Below are 15,543 nucleotides of genomic sequence, written 5' to 3' on the forward strand. Positions count from 1 at the left end.
GGGAAGCGACGATGAGTGAAGACAAGTCCGATTGGGACAAAGCCGCCCAGGAAGCCGCCCAGGAAGCCGCCGAGGAAGCCGTCGCGGGTGCGGCGGAGGAGGCGGTCGCTTCGGCTGATCTCGGTTCGTCCACTTCGGACGATCCGCTGGTGCGTGCGCAGGAGTTCGAGGCCGATGGCCCGCTGGAGCTCGACGTCGGCGTGACGATCGGCCGCGTGGAACTGGTGCTGGATCGCGAGTCCGGCGCCCGGGTCGAGCTGCGGCACGACGCGGGCGAGCAGCCGCCGTGGGTCAGCGGGGTGAACAACCTGCTGTCGTGGGTCGGCGAGCGCTTCGGTGACCAGCTGGGCGTGACCGCGGACGCTTCGCCGGCCGATGCGGTGCGCCAGGCGCGGATCGAGAAGACCGGCAACCGGCTCGTGGTGCGGGCGGCGAAGGCGTGGCAGCTGCGGAACGTGCCGGTGTCGGTCACCGTGCACGCGCCGAAGGGCTCCCACGTGGAGGTCCGCGCCGGCGCCGCCGACGTCACGGTCACCGGCACCGCCGGGCGCGCCGACATCCTGACCGGCTCCGGCGAGGTCACGCTCGAACAGGCCGACGGCGCCGCCATCGTGCGCACCGGCACCGGCCGCGTGAAGCTCGGCCCGACGCCCGCCGGCCTCCAGCTGCGCACCGGCAGCGGCTCGGTGGAGGCGGCGTCCGTCTCCGGCTCCGCCACGCTGGCCACGGGCACCGGCAACGTCTGGCTCGGCTCCGTCACGGGCGAAGTCATGGCCCGCACCGGCAGCGGCGACCTGTCCGTCGCCGAAGCGGCCTCCGGCACGGTCGACCTGATCACCGGCTCCGGCGAAGTCCGCGTGGGCATCCGCCGCGGCATCGCGGCCGAAGTCGAGCTCGCCTCGTCCGCGGGCCGCGTCCACAGCGAGCTGGACGTCTCCGACGTGCCGCCCGAAGCGGGCGCCACCCTGCGCGTCCGCGCCCGCACCGGCACCGGCAACGCGGTGGTGACCCGCGCGGCCGGCTAAGGGGGAGGCGGCGGGCCGGACCGAGGCATCCGGTCCGGCCCGCCGCTTCGTATCCGCAGAGTCTTGGCGCCAAGTCCTTGTCCCGCAGGGCATTCCGGCTCGGCTCGCGGCAGCGGCACCGCCAGGCATTGCGCCGCCGGCACCGGCCCGTTGGTCACGGGTGCGGCTTCCTCCGTTCCGGACATCCGGCCCGGCCTGCCGCGTCTCGCAGGCCGCCGTCTCCGGCGCGAGCGCAGCCCGGCAACGCAGTCAGGGCCGGCTCAGCGCACGGCACGCGCAAACAACGCGACCGTGCCGCCGCAGCACACCCCACTCCGATGCGAAGTCCTTGCCCCGCAACGCGTTCGGGCCCAGCTCACCGCAACACACTGGACAACCGCACCCGCCAAGGCGCCCCGCCTGCCGCCAGGTGAACCGCTCCCCCGCTCCGGTTACCCGTTCCGGCCCGCCGCTTCTCGACGGCCACCTCCAGCGAAAGCCCTTGCCCCGCAACGTGTTCAGGCGCCGGTCAGCGCACGGCGCGTGACAGGGCCTCCGCCAGGTCGCCGCGGGGTCCCACCGCGACGCCGTCCAGGCCGAGCCACGCCGCCATGTGCGCCAGCTCCCCCGCGAGCTCGGCGGCGACGCGCGGGACGTCGGCGCCCTCCTCGGCGAACGAGCCCTGGACGCGCAGCACGCCGGCGGCGCGGTCGGACTTGAGGTCCACGCGGGCGGCCAGGGAGCCGTCGAGCAGGAACGGGAAGACGTAGTAGCCGTAGAGCCGCTTGGGTTCCGGCACGTAGATCTCGATGCGGTAGCGGAAGCCGAAGAGCCGCTCGGTGCGGGCGCGTTCCCAGATGAGCGGGTCGAACGGGCACAGCAGGGCCCGGCCGGTGATCGCGCGGGGCGTGCGGGCGGCCGTGTGCCGGTAGGCGATGCCGCGCCAGTCGCGGACCTGGACGGGTTCCAGGGTGCCCTCCTCGACCAGCTCGGCGACGGCCTGGCGCGCGACGTCCGGGCCCAGCCGGTAGTAGTCGCGCAGGTCGGTCTCGGTGGCGACGCCCAGCGCGCGGGCGGAGCGGTCGATCAGGCCGCGGGCACCCTCCTCGGCCGACATCTGCCGGGACAGGATCGCGGGCGGCACCACGCGTTCGGTCAGGTCGTAGAGCCGCTCGAACGACCGGCGCGTGCCCGTGGACAGGCGGCCGAGGCCGAACAGGTACTCGCACGCCTTTTTGACCACCGAGCGTTCCCACCACGCGCCCGGACCGCGGCCGGCGACTTCCGCTTCGAGCGCCTTCTCGATGGCGCCCGCGCCGATGGGGCCGTGTTCCTTGACGATCGCGAGCACGTCGTCGATCAGGCCGGGCACGGTTTCGACCACGCGCGTGTAGTTGCGCCACCAGCCGTCGCGTTTGGCACCGGAGCGCAGGAGCGGCCAGTCTTCGATCGGCAGCAGGCTCGCCTCGTGGGCCCACGACTCGACGAGCATCCGCGGTCTGCGCGCGCTGTCGGCCCAGGCGGCGTCGTCGAGGAGCGCCTGGTCGTAGGCGCCCAGGCGCGAGAACACGGGCATGTAGTGGGCGCGCACGGCGACGTTCACGGAGTCCAGCTGCAGCAGCTGGACGCGCGAAAGCACCTTGGCCAGGTGCCGGCGGGTGGGCGGCGCGGCGGGGCGCGCGTCGGCGAACCCCTGGGCGGCCAGCGCGGTGCGGCGGGCCGCTTGAAGGCTGATCGTCTGCATGGTCGGTCCATCGTGCCAGCCGCCCCCGACAGTTTCCGCGACCGCGGGCGGTAGATTGCCCCGCGTGAGTGCCGCCGAAGTCCGTCCCGCGAGCCTGTCCGACGCCGCCGAGATCGCCCGCATCCAGCGCCTCACCTGGCGGGCGGCCTACACCGACCTGCTGGGCGCCGAGGCCATCGACGCGCTGGACGCCGCCGACCTCGAAGGCACGTGGGCCGAGACCATCGAGTTCCCCGGCACGCGCGTGTACCTCGCGGTGGAAGGCGAGTTCACCGTCGGCTACTGCGTGGCCGGCCCCGCGCCCGCCGACGAGATCGCCACGGCCGACGGCGCCGCCCCGCCCGACGCCGCCACCACCGCGCTGATCGCGACGCTCGTCGTCGAGCCGCGCTGGGGCCGCCGCGGGCACGCGGGCCGCCTGCTCGGCACGGCCGCCGCCGACCTGCGCCGGGACGGGCTCGACCGCGGCGTCACGTGGGTCGCGCAGTCGGACCACCCGACGCTCGGCTTCTACCGCCGCGCGGGCTGGGCGCCCGACGGGACCGTCCGCACCCTCGACACGGGCCGCGGCACGCTGCGCGAAGTGCGCCTCACCGGCACGTTGCAGCTGGAGCTCACGCACTGACGGCGGGCTCTTCGCGCTTCGCGAAGACGACCCAGCGCATCACCGAGTACATGAACACGCCCTCGCACGCTCCCGCGATCAGCCGCGACAGGTGGTACTCCATGCCCAGCGCGGCGAGCCCGGCGCCCACGCCCAGCAGGAACGCCGCGTAGTTCACCCCGATCGCCACCACGTACAGCACCGCCTGCCGCCCGACGGGCGCGTGCGAGCGGAAGTTCAGCGCGCGGTTGAGCACGAAGCTGAGCCCGAACGCGAGCACGTAGGACGCGCTGATCGCCAGCCACACGGGCCAGCCGAAGCTGCTGTGGAACACCGTCAGCAGCCCGAGGTCGACGCCGAACGTGAAGCCGTTGATGATCACGAACCCGAGGAAGCTCGGCGCGACGAGGCGCGACAGCCCGAAGGGCAGGACTCGGACGACGGCCGCGCAGAACCCGGCGAAGCGATCGGCGAAGGGCACGTCGGTCACGCCCGAATGGTGGCAGGCGCAGGTGTCCTGAACCGAACGTCCAGGTGATCTTCTGGGGTCAGCACCCGCCGGAATAGGGGGGTTAGCCCCCGTGACCTTTTCGTGACGACTGCTAGCCTCGAATGACGAGGATCACTTCGGGGGGTTCACTTCAGGGGGAGGCACGATGGGCTGGTTGCTCGTGACGCTCGGCGTCGCGTTCGGCTCGGCGATCGTGCCGGTCGTGAACGCGGAGCTGTTCGTCGTCGGCCTCTGCGCCAGCCAGCACGACGTGCACTGGCTGTGGCTCGGTGCGGCCGTCGCGGTCGGCCAGATCGCCGGCAAGCTGCTGTACTACCTCGCCGCGCGCGGCTCCATCCGCCTCCCGCGCTTCCTGCACGACCGCCTCCACCGCGAACGCGTGCCCAGCGCCCGCCGGGACCGCTGGCACCGGCGCACCAAGGTGCTGCGCTCCAAGATCGAAGCCCTGCGCGAACGCTGCCAGCGTCACCCGCACTGGATGGCGGGCACCTACGGCGTCAGCTCGCTCATCGGCCTCCCGCCCTTCATGGCGACGAGCGTGCTCGCCGGCATGGTGCGGATGCGGCTGGTCACGTTCCTGGCCGCGGGGCTCGCGGGCCGCTGGGTGCGGTTCAGCCTGCTGGCCGCGTCACCGGCGCTGCTCGCGGGCTGGATGCACTGAGCCGGGTCGTCGCTGGATCGCCGACCCGCACGGACGCCGCGGAACGGCAACCCCTGTTCCGCGGCGGCCCCTGTTTTTCAGCGGTCCGCGGCTTCCAGTTCCACGGCCTTGCGCATCGTCGCCCGGGCTCGGCGGCGGTCGCCCGCGATGTCGTAGGCGTAGGCGAGGCGGTACCAGGCGCGCCAGTCCTCGGAGTTGGCCTGGACTTCCTCGCGGCGGGCGTCGAACCAGGCGTCGGCGGCGGTGCGGTCGACGCGGCCGGACGGGCGGCGCGGGAGGTCGGACACGTCGGGCAGCGCGCCTTCGGCGTCGAGGCGGCGCGAGAGGCGCTGGATCTGCAGGCCGGACCGCCAGGTGGCGACCACGATCCACACACCCAGCAGCGGCAGCACGAACACGCCCACGCCGAGCGCGATGCCCGCGGGCGTACCGGTGGCGAACAGCGCCACCGCCCGGTCCGCCAGCAGGACCAGGTACACGACCAGCGCCGCGGTCAGCAGCAGCGCGACGTTGCGGGCCCTCACAGGTCGAGCACGTTCTCCAGGCCGACCGTGAGGCCGGGGCGCGACACCACCGAACGCACGCCCAGCAGCACGCCCGGCATGAACGACGTGCGGTCCAGCGAGTCGTGCCGGATGGTCAGGGTCTCCCCCTCACCACCGAACAGGATCTCCTCGTGCGCCACCAAACCCGGCAGCCGCACGGAGTGCACGGGGACCTCGGCGACGCGGGCGCCGCGGGCACCGTCCAGTTCGGACGTCGTGGCGTCCGGACCCGGCTCCAGGCCGGCCGCCGCGCGCGCCTCGCCGATCATGCGCGCGGTGTGCGACGCGGTGCCCGACGGGGCGTCGGCCTTGCGGTTGTGGTGCAGCTCGATGATCTCGGCCGACGCGTAGAACCGCGCCGCCTGCGCCGCGAAGCGCATCGCCAGCACCGCACCGAGCGCGAAGTTCGGCGCGACCAGCACGCCCAGCGAAGGCTTCCCGGCCAGCAGCGAACGCACCTGGTCCAGCCGCTCCTCGCTGAACCCGGTCGTGCCGACCACGGCGTGCAAGTCGTGCTCGATCAGGTACCGCAGGTTGTCCATCACGGCGTCGGGGTGGGTGAAGTCCACCACCACCTGGGCCTCGCCCAGCGGGGCGAAGTCGTCTCCCGCGTCGAGCGCGGCCACCAGCTTCAGGTCGGCGGCGCCCTCGACGGCGTTCACCACCGTCGCACCCATGCGGCCGCGCGCGCCCAGCACGCCGACGCGGATCGGGGAGTCGGTCATGACGCGATCACCTCGTGCAGATCGTCCGGCAGGTCGTCGGCGTGAGCGTACGGCCCCACGACCGCCGCCGCCGACACCCCACCGGGGCGGCGCAGCAGAGTGCGAGCCAGCGCACACACCTCTTCGGTCGTCACCGCGTCCACGCGGGCCACGGTGTCGTCGACACCCAGGTAACGGCCGTAGTTCAGCTCGTTCTTGCCGATGCGCGACATGCGCGACGACGTGTCCTCCAGTCCCAGCACCAGGCCGCCGCGCAGCTGCCCCTTGGCGCGCGCCACCTCGGCGTCGGTCAGCCCGTCGGCGGCGACGCCGTCGAGCACCTCGCGGATCACGCCCGCGACCTGCCCGAGCCGCTCCGGCTGGCAGCCGGCGTACACAGCCATGTGCCCGGTGTCGGCGTAGCTCGCCACCGACGAGTACACCTGGTACGCGAGCCCGCGCCGCTCCCGGATCTCCTGGAACAGCCGCGAGCTCATGCCGCCGCCCAGCGCCGCGTTGAGCACCGACAACGCGAAACGGCGCTCGTCGTGCCGCGGCAGCGAGCGCAGCCCGAGCATCACGTGCGCCTGCTCGGTGTCGTCGGTGTGCAGCGCCAGCTTCGGCACGGTCTGGATGCGCGCGCGGCCGGCGCGCGGCGGCACCGGGACGCCCGCGCCGTTGAGCCGATCGCCCAAAGCCTTGCGCACCAGGCGAAGCACCTGGTTGTGCTCGACGTTCCCGGCGACCGCGAGCACCATCCGCGGCATCGTGTAGCGGCGCTTGTAGAAGCCGCGCAACGCCGTGGGCGACATCTCCGTGATCGACTTCTCGGTGCCCAGCACCGGCCGGCCGAGCGGGTGCTCGCCGAGGATCGCGCCCACGAACGTCTCGTGCAGCAGGTCCTCGGGGTCGTCGTCGCGCATCGCGATCTCTTCGAGCACCACGCTGCGTTCGGTGTCCATGTCGCGGTCGGTGCACAGCGCCTCGAACACCACGTCGGTCACCAGGTCCATGGCCAGCGGCAGGTCGGCATCGAGCACCTGCGCGTAGTAGCAGGTGTGCTCCTTGGCCGTGAACGCGTTGAACTCGCCGCCGACGGCGTCGATCTCCTCGGCGATCTGCGTGGCGTCCCGGTTGGCGGTTCCCTTGAACAGCAGGTGTTCCAGGTAGTGCGCGGCGCCGGCGACGGCCAGCGGCTCGTCGCGCGAACCGACGCCCACCCACAGCCCCACCGTCGCCGAGCGCGACGCCGGGACGTACTCGGTGATCACCCGCAGGCCGCCGGGGAGCACGCTGCGCCTGACGATCGCACCGTCCGGAGTGGACTCGAGCGTGCGGGTGCTGCCGACGGGCTGCTCGTGCCCGGAAACCTGCCGTGCCATGGGTTCCTTACTCACGATGCCGCGAAGGCCTCCTCGCGCGTCTTCCGCGAGGAGGCCTTCGACGGGACTTCTTTTTCAGATATGAAGGACTTACTTGGCGTCGGACTTCTCGGCGTCGGCACCCTCGGCGCCCTCGGCCGGCTTGGCGTCGGCGGCGTCGTCCTCCTTGACCACGATCAGGCTGATCTTGCCGCGGTTGTCGATGTCGGCGATCTCGACGCGGAGCTTGTCGCCCACGTTGACCACGTCCTCGACCTTGGCGATCCGCTTGCCGTTGCCCAGCTTCGAGATGTGGACGAGGCCGTCCTTGCCCGGCAGCAGCGAGACGAACGCGCCGAACGCGGCCGTCTTCACCACGGTGCCCAGGAAGCGCTCGCCGACCTTCGGCAGCTGCGGGTTGGCGATCGCGTTGATCAGGTCGATCGCCGACTCGGCCGAGGGGCCGTCGGCCGCACCGACGTAGATCGTGCCGTCGTCCTCGATGGAGATGTCGGCACCGGTCTGCTCGGTGATCGAGTTGATCATCTTGCCCTTCGGGCCGATGACCTCGCCGATCTTGTCGACCGGGATCTTCACGGAGGTGACGCGCGGGGCGTACGGGCTCATCTCGTCCGGGCCGTCGATCGCCTCGGCGATGACCTCCAGGATGGTCAGCCGTGCGTCCTTCGCCTGCTTCAGCGCGGCCGCGAGGACCTCCGACGGGATGCCGTCGAGCTTCGTGTCGAGCTGCAGCGCGGTGATGATGTCCTTGGTGCCGGCGACCTTGAAGTCCATGTCGCCCAGGGCGTCCTCGGCGCCGAGGATGTCGGTCAGCGCGACGTAGCGCGTCTCGCCGTCGACCTCGTCGGACACCAGGCCCATCGCGATGCCCGCGACCGGCGCCTTCAGCGGCACGCCGGCGTTGAACAGGCCCATCGTGGACGCGCAGACCGAGCCCATCGAGGTCGAGCCGTTGGAGCCCAGCGCCTCGGAGACCTGGCGGATCGCGTACGGGAACTCGTCGCGCTTCGGCAGCACCGGGACCAGGGCGCGCTCGGCGAGCATGCCGTGGCCGATCTCGCGCCGCTTCGGCGAGCCGACGCGGCCGGTCTCACCGGTGGAGAACGGCGGGAAGTTGTAGTGGTGCAGGTAGCGCTTGGTCGTCTCCGGGGAGAGCGAGTCGATCTGCTGCTCCATGCGGAGCATGTTCAGCGTGGTGACGCCCAGGATCTGGGTTTCGCCGCGCTCGAACAGCGCCGAACCGTGGGCCCGCGGGATCACGGCGACCTCGGCCGAGAGCGACCGGATGTCGGTCAGGCCGCGGCCGTCCATGCGGATCTTCTCGGTGAGCACGCGCTGGCGCATGATCTTCTTGGTCAGCGCCTTGAACGCGCCGCCGACCTCGCCGTCGCGACCCTCGAAGGCCTCGCCGTCGCCCAGGCCCAGCTTCGCCAGCACAGTGGCCTTGACCTCGTCGGTCGCGGCGTCGCGGTCCTGCTTGCCGGCGATGGTCAGCGCCTTCGCCAGGTCGTCGGTCGCGATCGCGGCGACGGCCTCGTAGATGTCCGGCTGGTAGGCCGGGTACAGCGGGAAGTCGCCGGTCGGCTTCGCGGCGTCGGCGGCCAGGCGCTGCTGCGCCTCGCACAGCACGCGGATGAACGGCTTGGCGGCCTCGAGGCCCTGGGCCACGGCGGCCTCGTCGGGCGCCTTGCCGCCGGCGGCGATCAGGTCGAGCGTGTGCTCGGTGCCCTCGGCCTCGACCATCATGATCGCGACGTCATCGGCACTGTCGCCGACGATGCGGCCCGCGACCACCATGTTGAAGGTGGCCTTCTCCAGCTGCGACCAGGTCGGGAACGCGACCCACTGGTCCTCGATCAGAGCGACGCGCACGCCGCCGACCGGGCCGGAGAACGGCAGGCCCGCGATCTGGGTCGACGCCGAAGCGGCGTTGATGGCCAGCACGTCGTACGGGTCGTCCGGGTTGAGGCTCTGGACGGTGATGACGACCTGGATCTCGTTGCGGAGACCGTCGGTGAACGACGGGCGCAGCGGGCGGTCGATCAGGCGGGCGGTGAGGATCGCGTCGGTCGACGGGCGGCCCTCACGGCGGAAGAACGCGCCGGGGATGCGGCCCACGGCGTACATGCGCTCCTCGACGTCCACGGTCAGCGGGAAGAAGTCGAAGTGCTCCTTCGGGTGCTTCGACGCCGTGGTGGCCGAGAGCAGCATGGTCTCTTCGTCGAGGTACGCGACGACGGAGCCGGCGGCCTGCTTGGCCAGGCGGCCCGTCTCGAAACGCACGGTGCGGGTGCCGAACCGGCCGTTGTCGATCACGGCTTCGGTCTCGTGCACGGTGACTCCGGTGGAGTCGGTCATAGGGTGTATCTCCTCTTTTGTGCTTCGTCCGGCGCGAGTCTCCCACCCTGGGACCCGGTTCGCCCGCGGACGCTCGAGGAATGAGGCCGGTCTTCGATCGAAGCTCCCGGGACTTCGCAGTCTTCTCACCCGGGAACCACTACCGAGGACCGGCGGACGGATCCTCCAGCGCGCTCGCGCCGTTTCTTCTCTTCTGGCACCGAGGGGGAGCGACCGGACCGGTCACTCCCCCTCGGGTCACGCTATCGGCGCAGGCCGAGCCGCTGGATCAGCGACCGGTACCGCTCGATGTCCACCTTCATCACGTAGTTCAGCAGCCGGCGGCGACGGCCGACCAGCAGCAGGAGCCCGCGACGCGAGTGGTGGTCGTGCTTGTGAGCCTTGAGGTGCTCGGTGAGGCCGACGATGCGCTTGGTCAGCAGCGCGACCTGGGCCTCGGGGGATCCGGTGTCCGAGTCGTGCACGCCGTACTCGGCCAGGATCGACTTCTTCTCATCGGTGGACAGCGCCACTGGTGTTGCTCCTCGTTGAATCAGTGCCGTGGGGCCCGCACCGCGCTGCGCGGCCGGGTAGTCGGTCTCGGCCGCCACGGACTGCAGCCGGACCCGATTGTCAAGGCTACCAGCCGTGTGATCAGTGCCTTCAGGCGCGGTTCACGTTCCGGCGGGGCCCAGCGGGAACGTCCGCAGCGCCCGGTAGCGCCCGCCCGCCGTCTCGGCGCTGCCCATGAGCACCACCTCGCGGGCGGTCCACTCGCGACTGGCGAACCCGGCGAGCCGCTGCGTCCACGGTGTCGCCGCGCCCCGGCGGTCACGCGGGTACCGCGCCAGCGTGAGGTGCGCCCGGTACGGCCGTTCCTCCTGGTCCGCGCCGGCCGCTTCCGCGAGCCGCGTCAGCCCGTCCCCCGCGACGCCCAGCCACAGCACGCCGGGAAAGGTTCCCGGGCCGGTCAGCCGGACGTCGACGGCCGGGCGGCCGGCCAGCGCGGGGACGAGGTCGGCGGCCCGTTCTTCCGGGTCCGCTTCACCGTAATACGCGAGCGTGACGTGCCAGTCCTCCGGCGGCGACCAGCGCAGGCCGGGACCGGGTTCGCCGAGCGACAGGGCCACCGCGGCGACGACGTCGGCCGGCGGGCGCAGCGCGGTGAACAGCCGCACGAAGCTAGTGGCTGGCGCCGGCGCGGCGCAGGAGCTCGGCGAGGATCGGGAAGTCGTCGTCGAGGCGCTTCGCGGCCTCGGTGAGGTCCTCTTCCTCGGCGACCTCGCGCAGCGCGGCGAGCACCAGCCGCTCGTCGGAGCCCACCGGGATGTTGTCGCGCCCGACCGTGGGCCGCGAGTCGCGCACGTCCTCCAGCGCCGCCTGCATCGCGTCGCGGTTGCCCGCCGCGACGTCGGGCACGAGGATCTTGCGTTCGAGCATGATCATGCGGGCGAGCACCACGGGGTTGCCGATCTTGGCGCGCCGGCCGCTCATCACCTGGCTGAGCATGGGGGCGCTGATGCCGAGAACCTCGGCGAGGTAGGCCTGCGAGATGTCGAAGGCCACGACGAGCCTGCGCACCCGGTCACCCAGCGGTTCGCCGTACCACTCCCGCTGCAGCGCGACGTTCCGCTGGACGATCTTGTGGTCCTCCACCAGTTCCGCTCCCCTTGGTCCCCTCGTCCGGCCGGACCGGCGTGCCCGGACCGTTTCACCCGCCCGTGAGTATCTTGCCACCGGACCCGCGCCCGGGCGGCCGGAACCGCCCATTCCGCCCCCGGCCGGACCCCGTCCGGGGGAACGACGTCAGTCTTCGGCGCCCAGCGCTTCGCGGGTGCGCGCCACGTCGTCGTCGATCCGCTCCACCAGCTGCTCGGACCGGCTGAACCGCTCCTGGTCGCGCAGCCGCGTGACGAAGTCGAGCGCCACGTGCTGGCCGTAGAAGTCTTCGTCGACGTCGAGCACGAACGCCTCGACCGTGCGCTCGCGCCCCGAGAACGTGGGGTTCGTGCCCACCGAAACCGCGGCCTGCAGCCGCCGGCCCGGGTCCGACAGGCGGGTGAACCACGCCGTGTACACGCCGTCGGCGGGCACGGCGGCGAACCGCGGCGTCGACAGGTTCGCGGTCGGGTAACCGAGGTCGTGGCCCCGGCCGTCGCCGCGCACGACGATGCCCTCGAGCCGGTGCGGGCGCCCCAGCGCGTCGGCCGCGGCCACCACGTCGCCGGCGTCGATGCACGAGCGCACGTACGTGGAGGAGAAGGTGATGTCGTTGGCGACGCGGTCGTCGGCGAGCGAGCGGCCTTGCAGCTCCGCGCCGTAGGCGACGAAGCCGAAGCGGCTGCCGAGCTTGCGCAGCAGCGTCACGTCGCCCGCGGCCTTGGCGCCGAAGGTGAAGTTGTCGCCCACCAGCACGGCGGCGGCGTGCAGCCGGTCCACCAGCACCTCGTGCACGAACTCGTGCGGCGACAGGCGCGAGAGCTCGAGGGTGAAGGGCAGCACGGCGAACACGTCGACGCCGAGGGCCTCCACGAGCTCGGCCTTGCGCCGCAACGTGGTCAGCTGCGCCGGGTGGCTGCCCGGGCGCAGGACCTCCGACGGGTGCGGGTCGAACGTGAGCACCACGCTCGGCACCCCGCGCTCGGCCGCCGCGCGCACGGTGCGCGAGATGAGCACCTGGTGCCCGCGGTGCACGCCGTCGAACACGCCGATGGTGACCACGCACCGTCCCCAGCCGCCCGGGAGGTCCCCGAGGCCACGCCACCGCTGCACTGTCGTCAACTCTCCCCGTGCCGGTCTCTCGCCCAACCGCGACCCACCCTATGCGGGCAGCAGGACCACCACCGACCGGGCCACACCCTCGGTGTCGGCGGCCAGGGCGAGCACGCGGCCGTCGGGCGCGAAGAGGCCGTAGGTGCCGTCGATGCCGGCCGCCGGGATGGCGCGGCCGTGGCGCACGGCCTGCGCTTCGGCGGCGTCGACGTCGCGGCGCGGGAAGGCCGCGGCGACGGCGGCGTCGAGGTCCAGCGACAGCTCGGGCGTCTCCTCGAGCTTCTCCAGCGTGCGCGCCCGGGCGAGGGTGAAGGGCCCGACCGTGGTGCGGCGCAACGCGAGCAGGTGCCCGCCGACGCCGAGCCCGGCGCCGAGGTCGCGGGCCAGCGCGCGCACGTAGGTGCCCGACGAGCACTCGACCACGGCGTCGAGCTCGATCCGGTCGTCCTCGCGGCGAATCGCCAGCACGTCGAAGCGGTAGACGGTGACGGGCCGCGGCGGGAGCACCACGTCCTCCCCCGCGCGCACCCGGGCGTAGGCCCGTTTGCCGTCGATCTTCACGGCGCTGACGGCGCTGGGCACCTGCTGGATGTCGCCCGTGAGCTCGGCGACGCCGGCGGCCAGCTCCTCGTCGGTGATCTTCGCGAGCACCGCGGGGTCGCCCTCGGTGAGCACCTCGCCCTCGGCGTCGTCGGTGGTGGTGGAGCTGCCCAGCGACAGCGTCGCGAGGTAGGTCTTGCGGTCGAGCGCCAGGTGGCCCAGCAGCTTGGTGGCGCGCTCGATGCCGAGCACCAGCACGCCGGTGGCCATCGGGTCGAGCGTGCCGGCGTGGCCGACCTTGCGGGTCCCCATGATCCGGCGCGCCCTCGCGACGACGTCGTGCGACGTCATTCCGGCCGGTTTGTCGACGATGAGCAGACCGGGCGGCGGAGCGGGGCGGCGCGGTTCTTTCGGGCGAGACACGGGGCGAACCCTATCGAGACGTCCGGTTCGGACCGGCGAGCACCTGTCAGGCGGCGACGGCCGCGGCTTCGGCCGGCACCTCGCCGTCCCAGCGCCGGCGGGTGAGCCGCACCGGCACGTCCTCGCCGCGGGCTTCGGCGGCGAACACGTGCGCCCTGGCGCGGCGCCACCACACGAGCATCCGCCACGTGCCCAGCGCGAGCACGACCACGACGCTCAGCAGCGACACGCGGAAGTTCCCGCCCGTCCACTGCAGCAGCACGCCGACCACGAGCGAGGTCACCGTCGTCGCGACGAACCCGGCGACGTTCACGAGGCCGGTCGCCGTGCCGACGCGCTCGATCGGGTTGTAGTCGCGCGCCAGCGCGAAGCCGATCATCGACACCGGGCCGCCGAGCGACAGCAGCGCGAACGCGGGACCGAGCACCCCGAGCGGGAGGTGCCCGTTCCAGCCGAGCAGCACGGCCCACGTGACGGCGGCGGTGCCGAGGTAGCCCCCGACGATCGGCATCCGCAGCTCGGGGTGGCGGCTGATCACGGTGCCCAGCACCGGGCCGCCGGCCAGCGACCCGAACACGAACACGGTCAGCATCGCGCTCGCCGTGGCGGCCGGAATGCCTTGGCCCTCGACGAGAAACGGGACGCCCCACAGCAGCGTGAGCACGTTGGGCGCGAACATCGTGCTGAAGTGCGTCCAGAAGCCGAGCCGGGTGCTGGGCACGCGCCACGCGGCGCGGATCTGGCGCGCGAGCAGCGCCGGGTGCACCGGCTTGCGCTCGGGCTCGGGGACGCCGAGCGGGGTGTCGCGCACGCGCAGCACCACCGGCACCGAGACCAGGAGCGTGAGCGCGCCGACCGAGACGAACGTGACCGTCCACCCGGGACCGGCGAGCAGCAGCGTCAGCGGCACGGTGGCGGCGAGGTTGCCGATGTAGCCGACGGCGGAGGTGAACGACGTGATCAACGCGTACTGCCGCGCCGGGAAGTGGGCGGCGATCAGGCGCAGCACGCTGACGAACGTCAGCGCGTCACCCAGGCCGAGGATGCCGCGGGCGAGCAGGCCGACGCCGTAGCTCTCGGCGAGGCCGAGCAGCAGCTGCCCGGTGCCGAGGATGAGCACGGCGGCGGTGAGGACGCGGCGCGGGCCGTAGCGGTCGACGAGCACGCCGGTGGGGATCTGCATGGCGGCGTAGACCCCGACCTGCAGCACGGTGAACGTGCCGAGCGCCGCGGCGCCGACCCCGAACCGGTCCGCCGCTTCCAGGCCCGCGACCCCGAACGAGGTGCGGTGGAACACGGCGAGCAGGTACACGAAGACGGCGGTGAGCCAGATGAGCCAGGACCGGACGGTGGCGCGGCCGGGCGACAAGGTTTCCTCCTGCGGGTAGCGGTCGTCGGGGAAAGACGACGACGCTGCCGCCTCGATCGTTGTATCGCCTCAGCAACCTCGAAACATAGCCGTTACCTCGGTGGGATTCGCCACATCACCCGTTCACCGCAGCGTCACTCGACCGGCAATTCCCACCACGGTGTCGCCGCCCACCCAGATCTCGCCGTCCGCCCGCTCGACGTGCACGCGGCCGCGCCGGCCGAGCCGGGTGCCCTGCGCGGCCACGTAGGACTCCGGCGCGCGGCCCGAACCGATGAGCCACTGGCCGATCGCGGCGTTGAGGCTGCCGGTGACCGGGTCCTCGACCAGGCCGGTGAAGGCGCGGACCTCGAACGCCGCGGGCGAGCCGGCCGGATGGGGTCCGACGATGCCGACCTTGTACTTCCCGAGCGCCGCGATGTCGCGTTCGACCGCGAGGACCGCCTCGGCGTCGGTGAGGAGCACGGCGAGCCAGCCGGGGCCGTTGTCGGCCCACTGCGCGTCGACGACGTCGCTTTCGGCCAGGTGCAGGGCCTTCCGGACGGCGGCGAGGTCCTCGGGCGCGACGGGGCCGCCGCGCGTGAGCGGCGGCGCGGCGAAGGCGAGCCGCTCGCCGGTGCGCCGCACACGGACCAGGCCGGCGCCGCACTCCTGCACGAGGTCTTCGCCCTTCGGCGTGCCGCCCGCTTCGAGCCACGCGCGGGCCGAGCCCAGCGTGGGGTGCCCGGCGAAGGGCAGCTCGCGCTCCACGGTGAAGATCCGCACACGGTAGTCGGCCCCGGCGTGTGCCGGCGGGAGCAGGAACGTGGTCTCGCTGAGGTTGGTCCACCGCGCGAAGGCGGCCATCGTGTCGTCGGAGAGGCCTTCGGCGTCGTGCACCACGGCGAGTGCGTTGCCGAGGGTGAGCTCATCGGTGAAGACGTCGACCTGGCTGAAGCGCATGGCTC

Annotated in this window: 16 protein-coding genes; 3 read left to right on the forward strand and 13 right to left on the reverse strand. The window is 72.6% G+C overall.

Features of this window, described 5'->3' with window-relative positions; all coding sequences use genetic code 11:
* Positions 1-11: 11 nt before the first annotated feature.
* Positions 12-1,025, forward strand: a complete 1,014-nt coding sequence (locus tag ACQPXB_RS31920) for a DUF4097 family beta strand repeat-containing protein (RefSeq protein ID WP_366582217.1) — start codon at positions 12-14, stop codon at positions 1,023-1,025.
* Positions 1,026-1,533: 508 nt separating this feature from the next.
* Here ACQPXB_RS31920 and ACQPXB_RS31925 read toward each other — a convergent pair.
* The gene (locus ACQPXB_RS31925) at positions 1,534-2,748 is read right to left on the reverse strand and encodes a winged helix-turn-helix domain-containing protein (protein WP_366582218.1); all 1,215 of its coding nucleotides are present in this window, start codon (positions 2,746-2,748) and stop codon (positions 1,534-1,536) included.
* Positions 2,749-2,812: 64 nt separating this feature from the next.
* Between ACQPXB_RS31925 and ACQPXB_RS31930 the strand changes: the two genes are divergently transcribed.
* Positions 2,813-3,373, forward strand: coding sequence for a GNAT family N-acetyltransferase (locus ACQPXB_RS31930; RefSeq protein WP_366582219.1), 561 nt, complete (start codon positions 2,813-2,815; stop codon positions 3,371-3,373).
* On the opposite strand, the gene ACQPXB_RS31935 is transcribed toward ACQPXB_RS31930, so the two are convergent.
* Positions 3,363-3,842, reverse strand: a complete 480-nt coding sequence (locus ACQPXB_RS31935) for a GtrA family protein (protein ID WP_386950219.1) — start codon at positions 3,840-3,842, stop codon at positions 3,363-3,365. The two genes, ACQPXB_RS31930 and ACQPXB_RS31935, sit on opposite strands and share 11 nt — an antisense overlap.
* A gap of 166 nt (positions 3,843-4,008) precedes the next feature.
* Here ACQPXB_RS31935 and ACQPXB_RS31940 point away from each other — a divergent pair, with 166 nt between their 5' ends.
* Positions 4,009-4,524, forward strand: a complete 516-nt coding sequence (locus ACQPXB_RS31940; RefSeq protein ID WP_360602618.1) for a hypothetical protein — start codon at positions 4,009-4,011, stop codon at positions 4,522-4,524.
* 77 nt (positions 4,525-4,601) lie between these two features.
* Here the strand turns inward: ACQPXB_RS31940 and ACQPXB_RS31945 are convergent, their stop codons facing one another.
* The 11 genes from ACQPXB_RS31945 to ACQPXB_RS31995 all read right to left on the reverse strand — a co-directional run bounded on the left by ACQPXB_RS31945 (position 4,602) and on the right by ACQPXB_RS31995 (position 15,538).
* Positions 4,602-5,048, reverse strand: coding sequence for a tetratricopeptide repeat protein (locus ACQPXB_RS31945; protein WP_432845483.1), 447 nt, complete (start codon positions 5,046-5,048; stop codon positions 4,602-4,604).
* Entirely contained in the window at positions 5,045-5,794 is a 750-nt protein-coding gene (gene dapB, locus ACQPXB_RS31950) for a 4-hydroxy-tetrahydrodipicolinate reductase (RefSeq protein WP_386950225.1), read from the reverse strand. Before dapB ends, ACQPXB_RS31945 begins: the two co-directional genes overlap by 4 nt.
* Positions 5,791-7,155 (reverse strand): M16 family metallopeptidase, encoded by a 1,365-nt coding sequence (locus ACQPXB_RS31955; RefSeq protein ID WP_366582223.1) that lies wholly within the window; start codon positions 7,153-7,155, stop codon positions 5,791-5,793. The genes dapB and ACQPXB_RS31955 overlap by 4 nt, the downstream gene beginning before the upstream one ends.
* Positions 7,156-7,245: 90 nt before the next feature.
* Positions 7,246-9,513 (reverse strand): polyribonucleotide nucleotidyltransferase, encoded by a 2,268-nt coding sequence (locus ACQPXB_RS31960; RefSeq protein ID WP_366582224.1) that lies wholly within the window; start codon positions 9,511-9,513, stop codon positions 7,246-7,248.
* Between the two features lie 242 nt (positions 9,514-9,755).
* Positions 9,756-10,025: a 30S ribosomal protein S15 gene (rpsO, locus tag ACQPXB_RS31965; protein WP_360602627.1), complete on the reverse strand. Its 270-nt coding sequence runs from the start codon at positions 10,023-10,025 to the stop codon at positions 9,756-9,758.
* 141 nt (positions 10,026-10,166) lie between these two features.
* Positions 10,167-10,670, reverse strand: a complete 504-nt coding sequence (gene thpR, locus ACQPXB_RS31970; protein WP_366582225.1) for an RNA 2',3'-cyclic phosphodiesterase — start codon at positions 10,668-10,670, stop codon at positions 10,167-10,169.
* Positions 10,671-10,674: 4 nt separating this feature from the next.
* On the reverse strand, positions 10,675-11,148 hold the full coding sequence (locus tag ACQPXB_RS31975; RefSeq protein ID WP_285965649.1) for a helix-turn-helix domain-containing protein: 474 nt from the start codon (positions 11,146-11,148) through the stop codon (positions 10,675-10,677).
* A gap of 150 nt (positions 11,149-11,298) precedes the next feature.
* On the reverse strand, positions 11,299-12,264 hold the full coding sequence (locus ACQPXB_RS31980) for a bifunctional riboflavin kinase/FAD synthetase (RefSeq protein ID WP_366582329.1): 966 nt from the start codon (positions 12,262-12,264) through the stop codon (positions 11,299-11,301).
* Between the two features lie 48 nt (positions 12,265-12,312).
* Complete coding sequence (truB, locus tag ACQPXB_RS31985) at positions 12,313-13,227, reverse strand: tRNA pseudouridine(55) synthase TruB (protein ID WP_366582226.1); 915 nt, start codon at positions 13,225-13,227, stop codon at positions 12,313-12,315.
* A gap of 46 nt (positions 13,228-13,273) precedes the next feature.
* The gene (locus ACQPXB_RS31990) at positions 13,274-14,596 is read right to left on the reverse strand and encodes an MFS transporter (protein WP_432845484.1); all 1,323 of its coding nucleotides are present in this window, start codon (positions 14,594-14,596) and stop codon (positions 13,274-13,276) included.
* A gap of 123 nt (positions 14,597-14,719) precedes the next feature.
* Positions 14,720-15,538 (reverse strand): PhzF family phenazine biosynthesis protein, encoded by an 819-nt coding sequence (locus ACQPXB_RS31995; protein ID WP_386950237.1) that lies wholly within the window; start codon positions 15,536-15,538, stop codon positions 14,720-14,722.
* Positions 15,539-15,543 lie beyond the last annotated feature (5 nt).

Origin of the sequence: Amycolatopsis sp. CA-161197 (assembly GCF_050942255.1) — a bacterium.
Taxonomy (GTDB): domain Bacteria; phylum Actinomycetota; class Actinomycetes; order Mycobacteriales; family Pseudonocardiaceae; genus Amycolatopsis.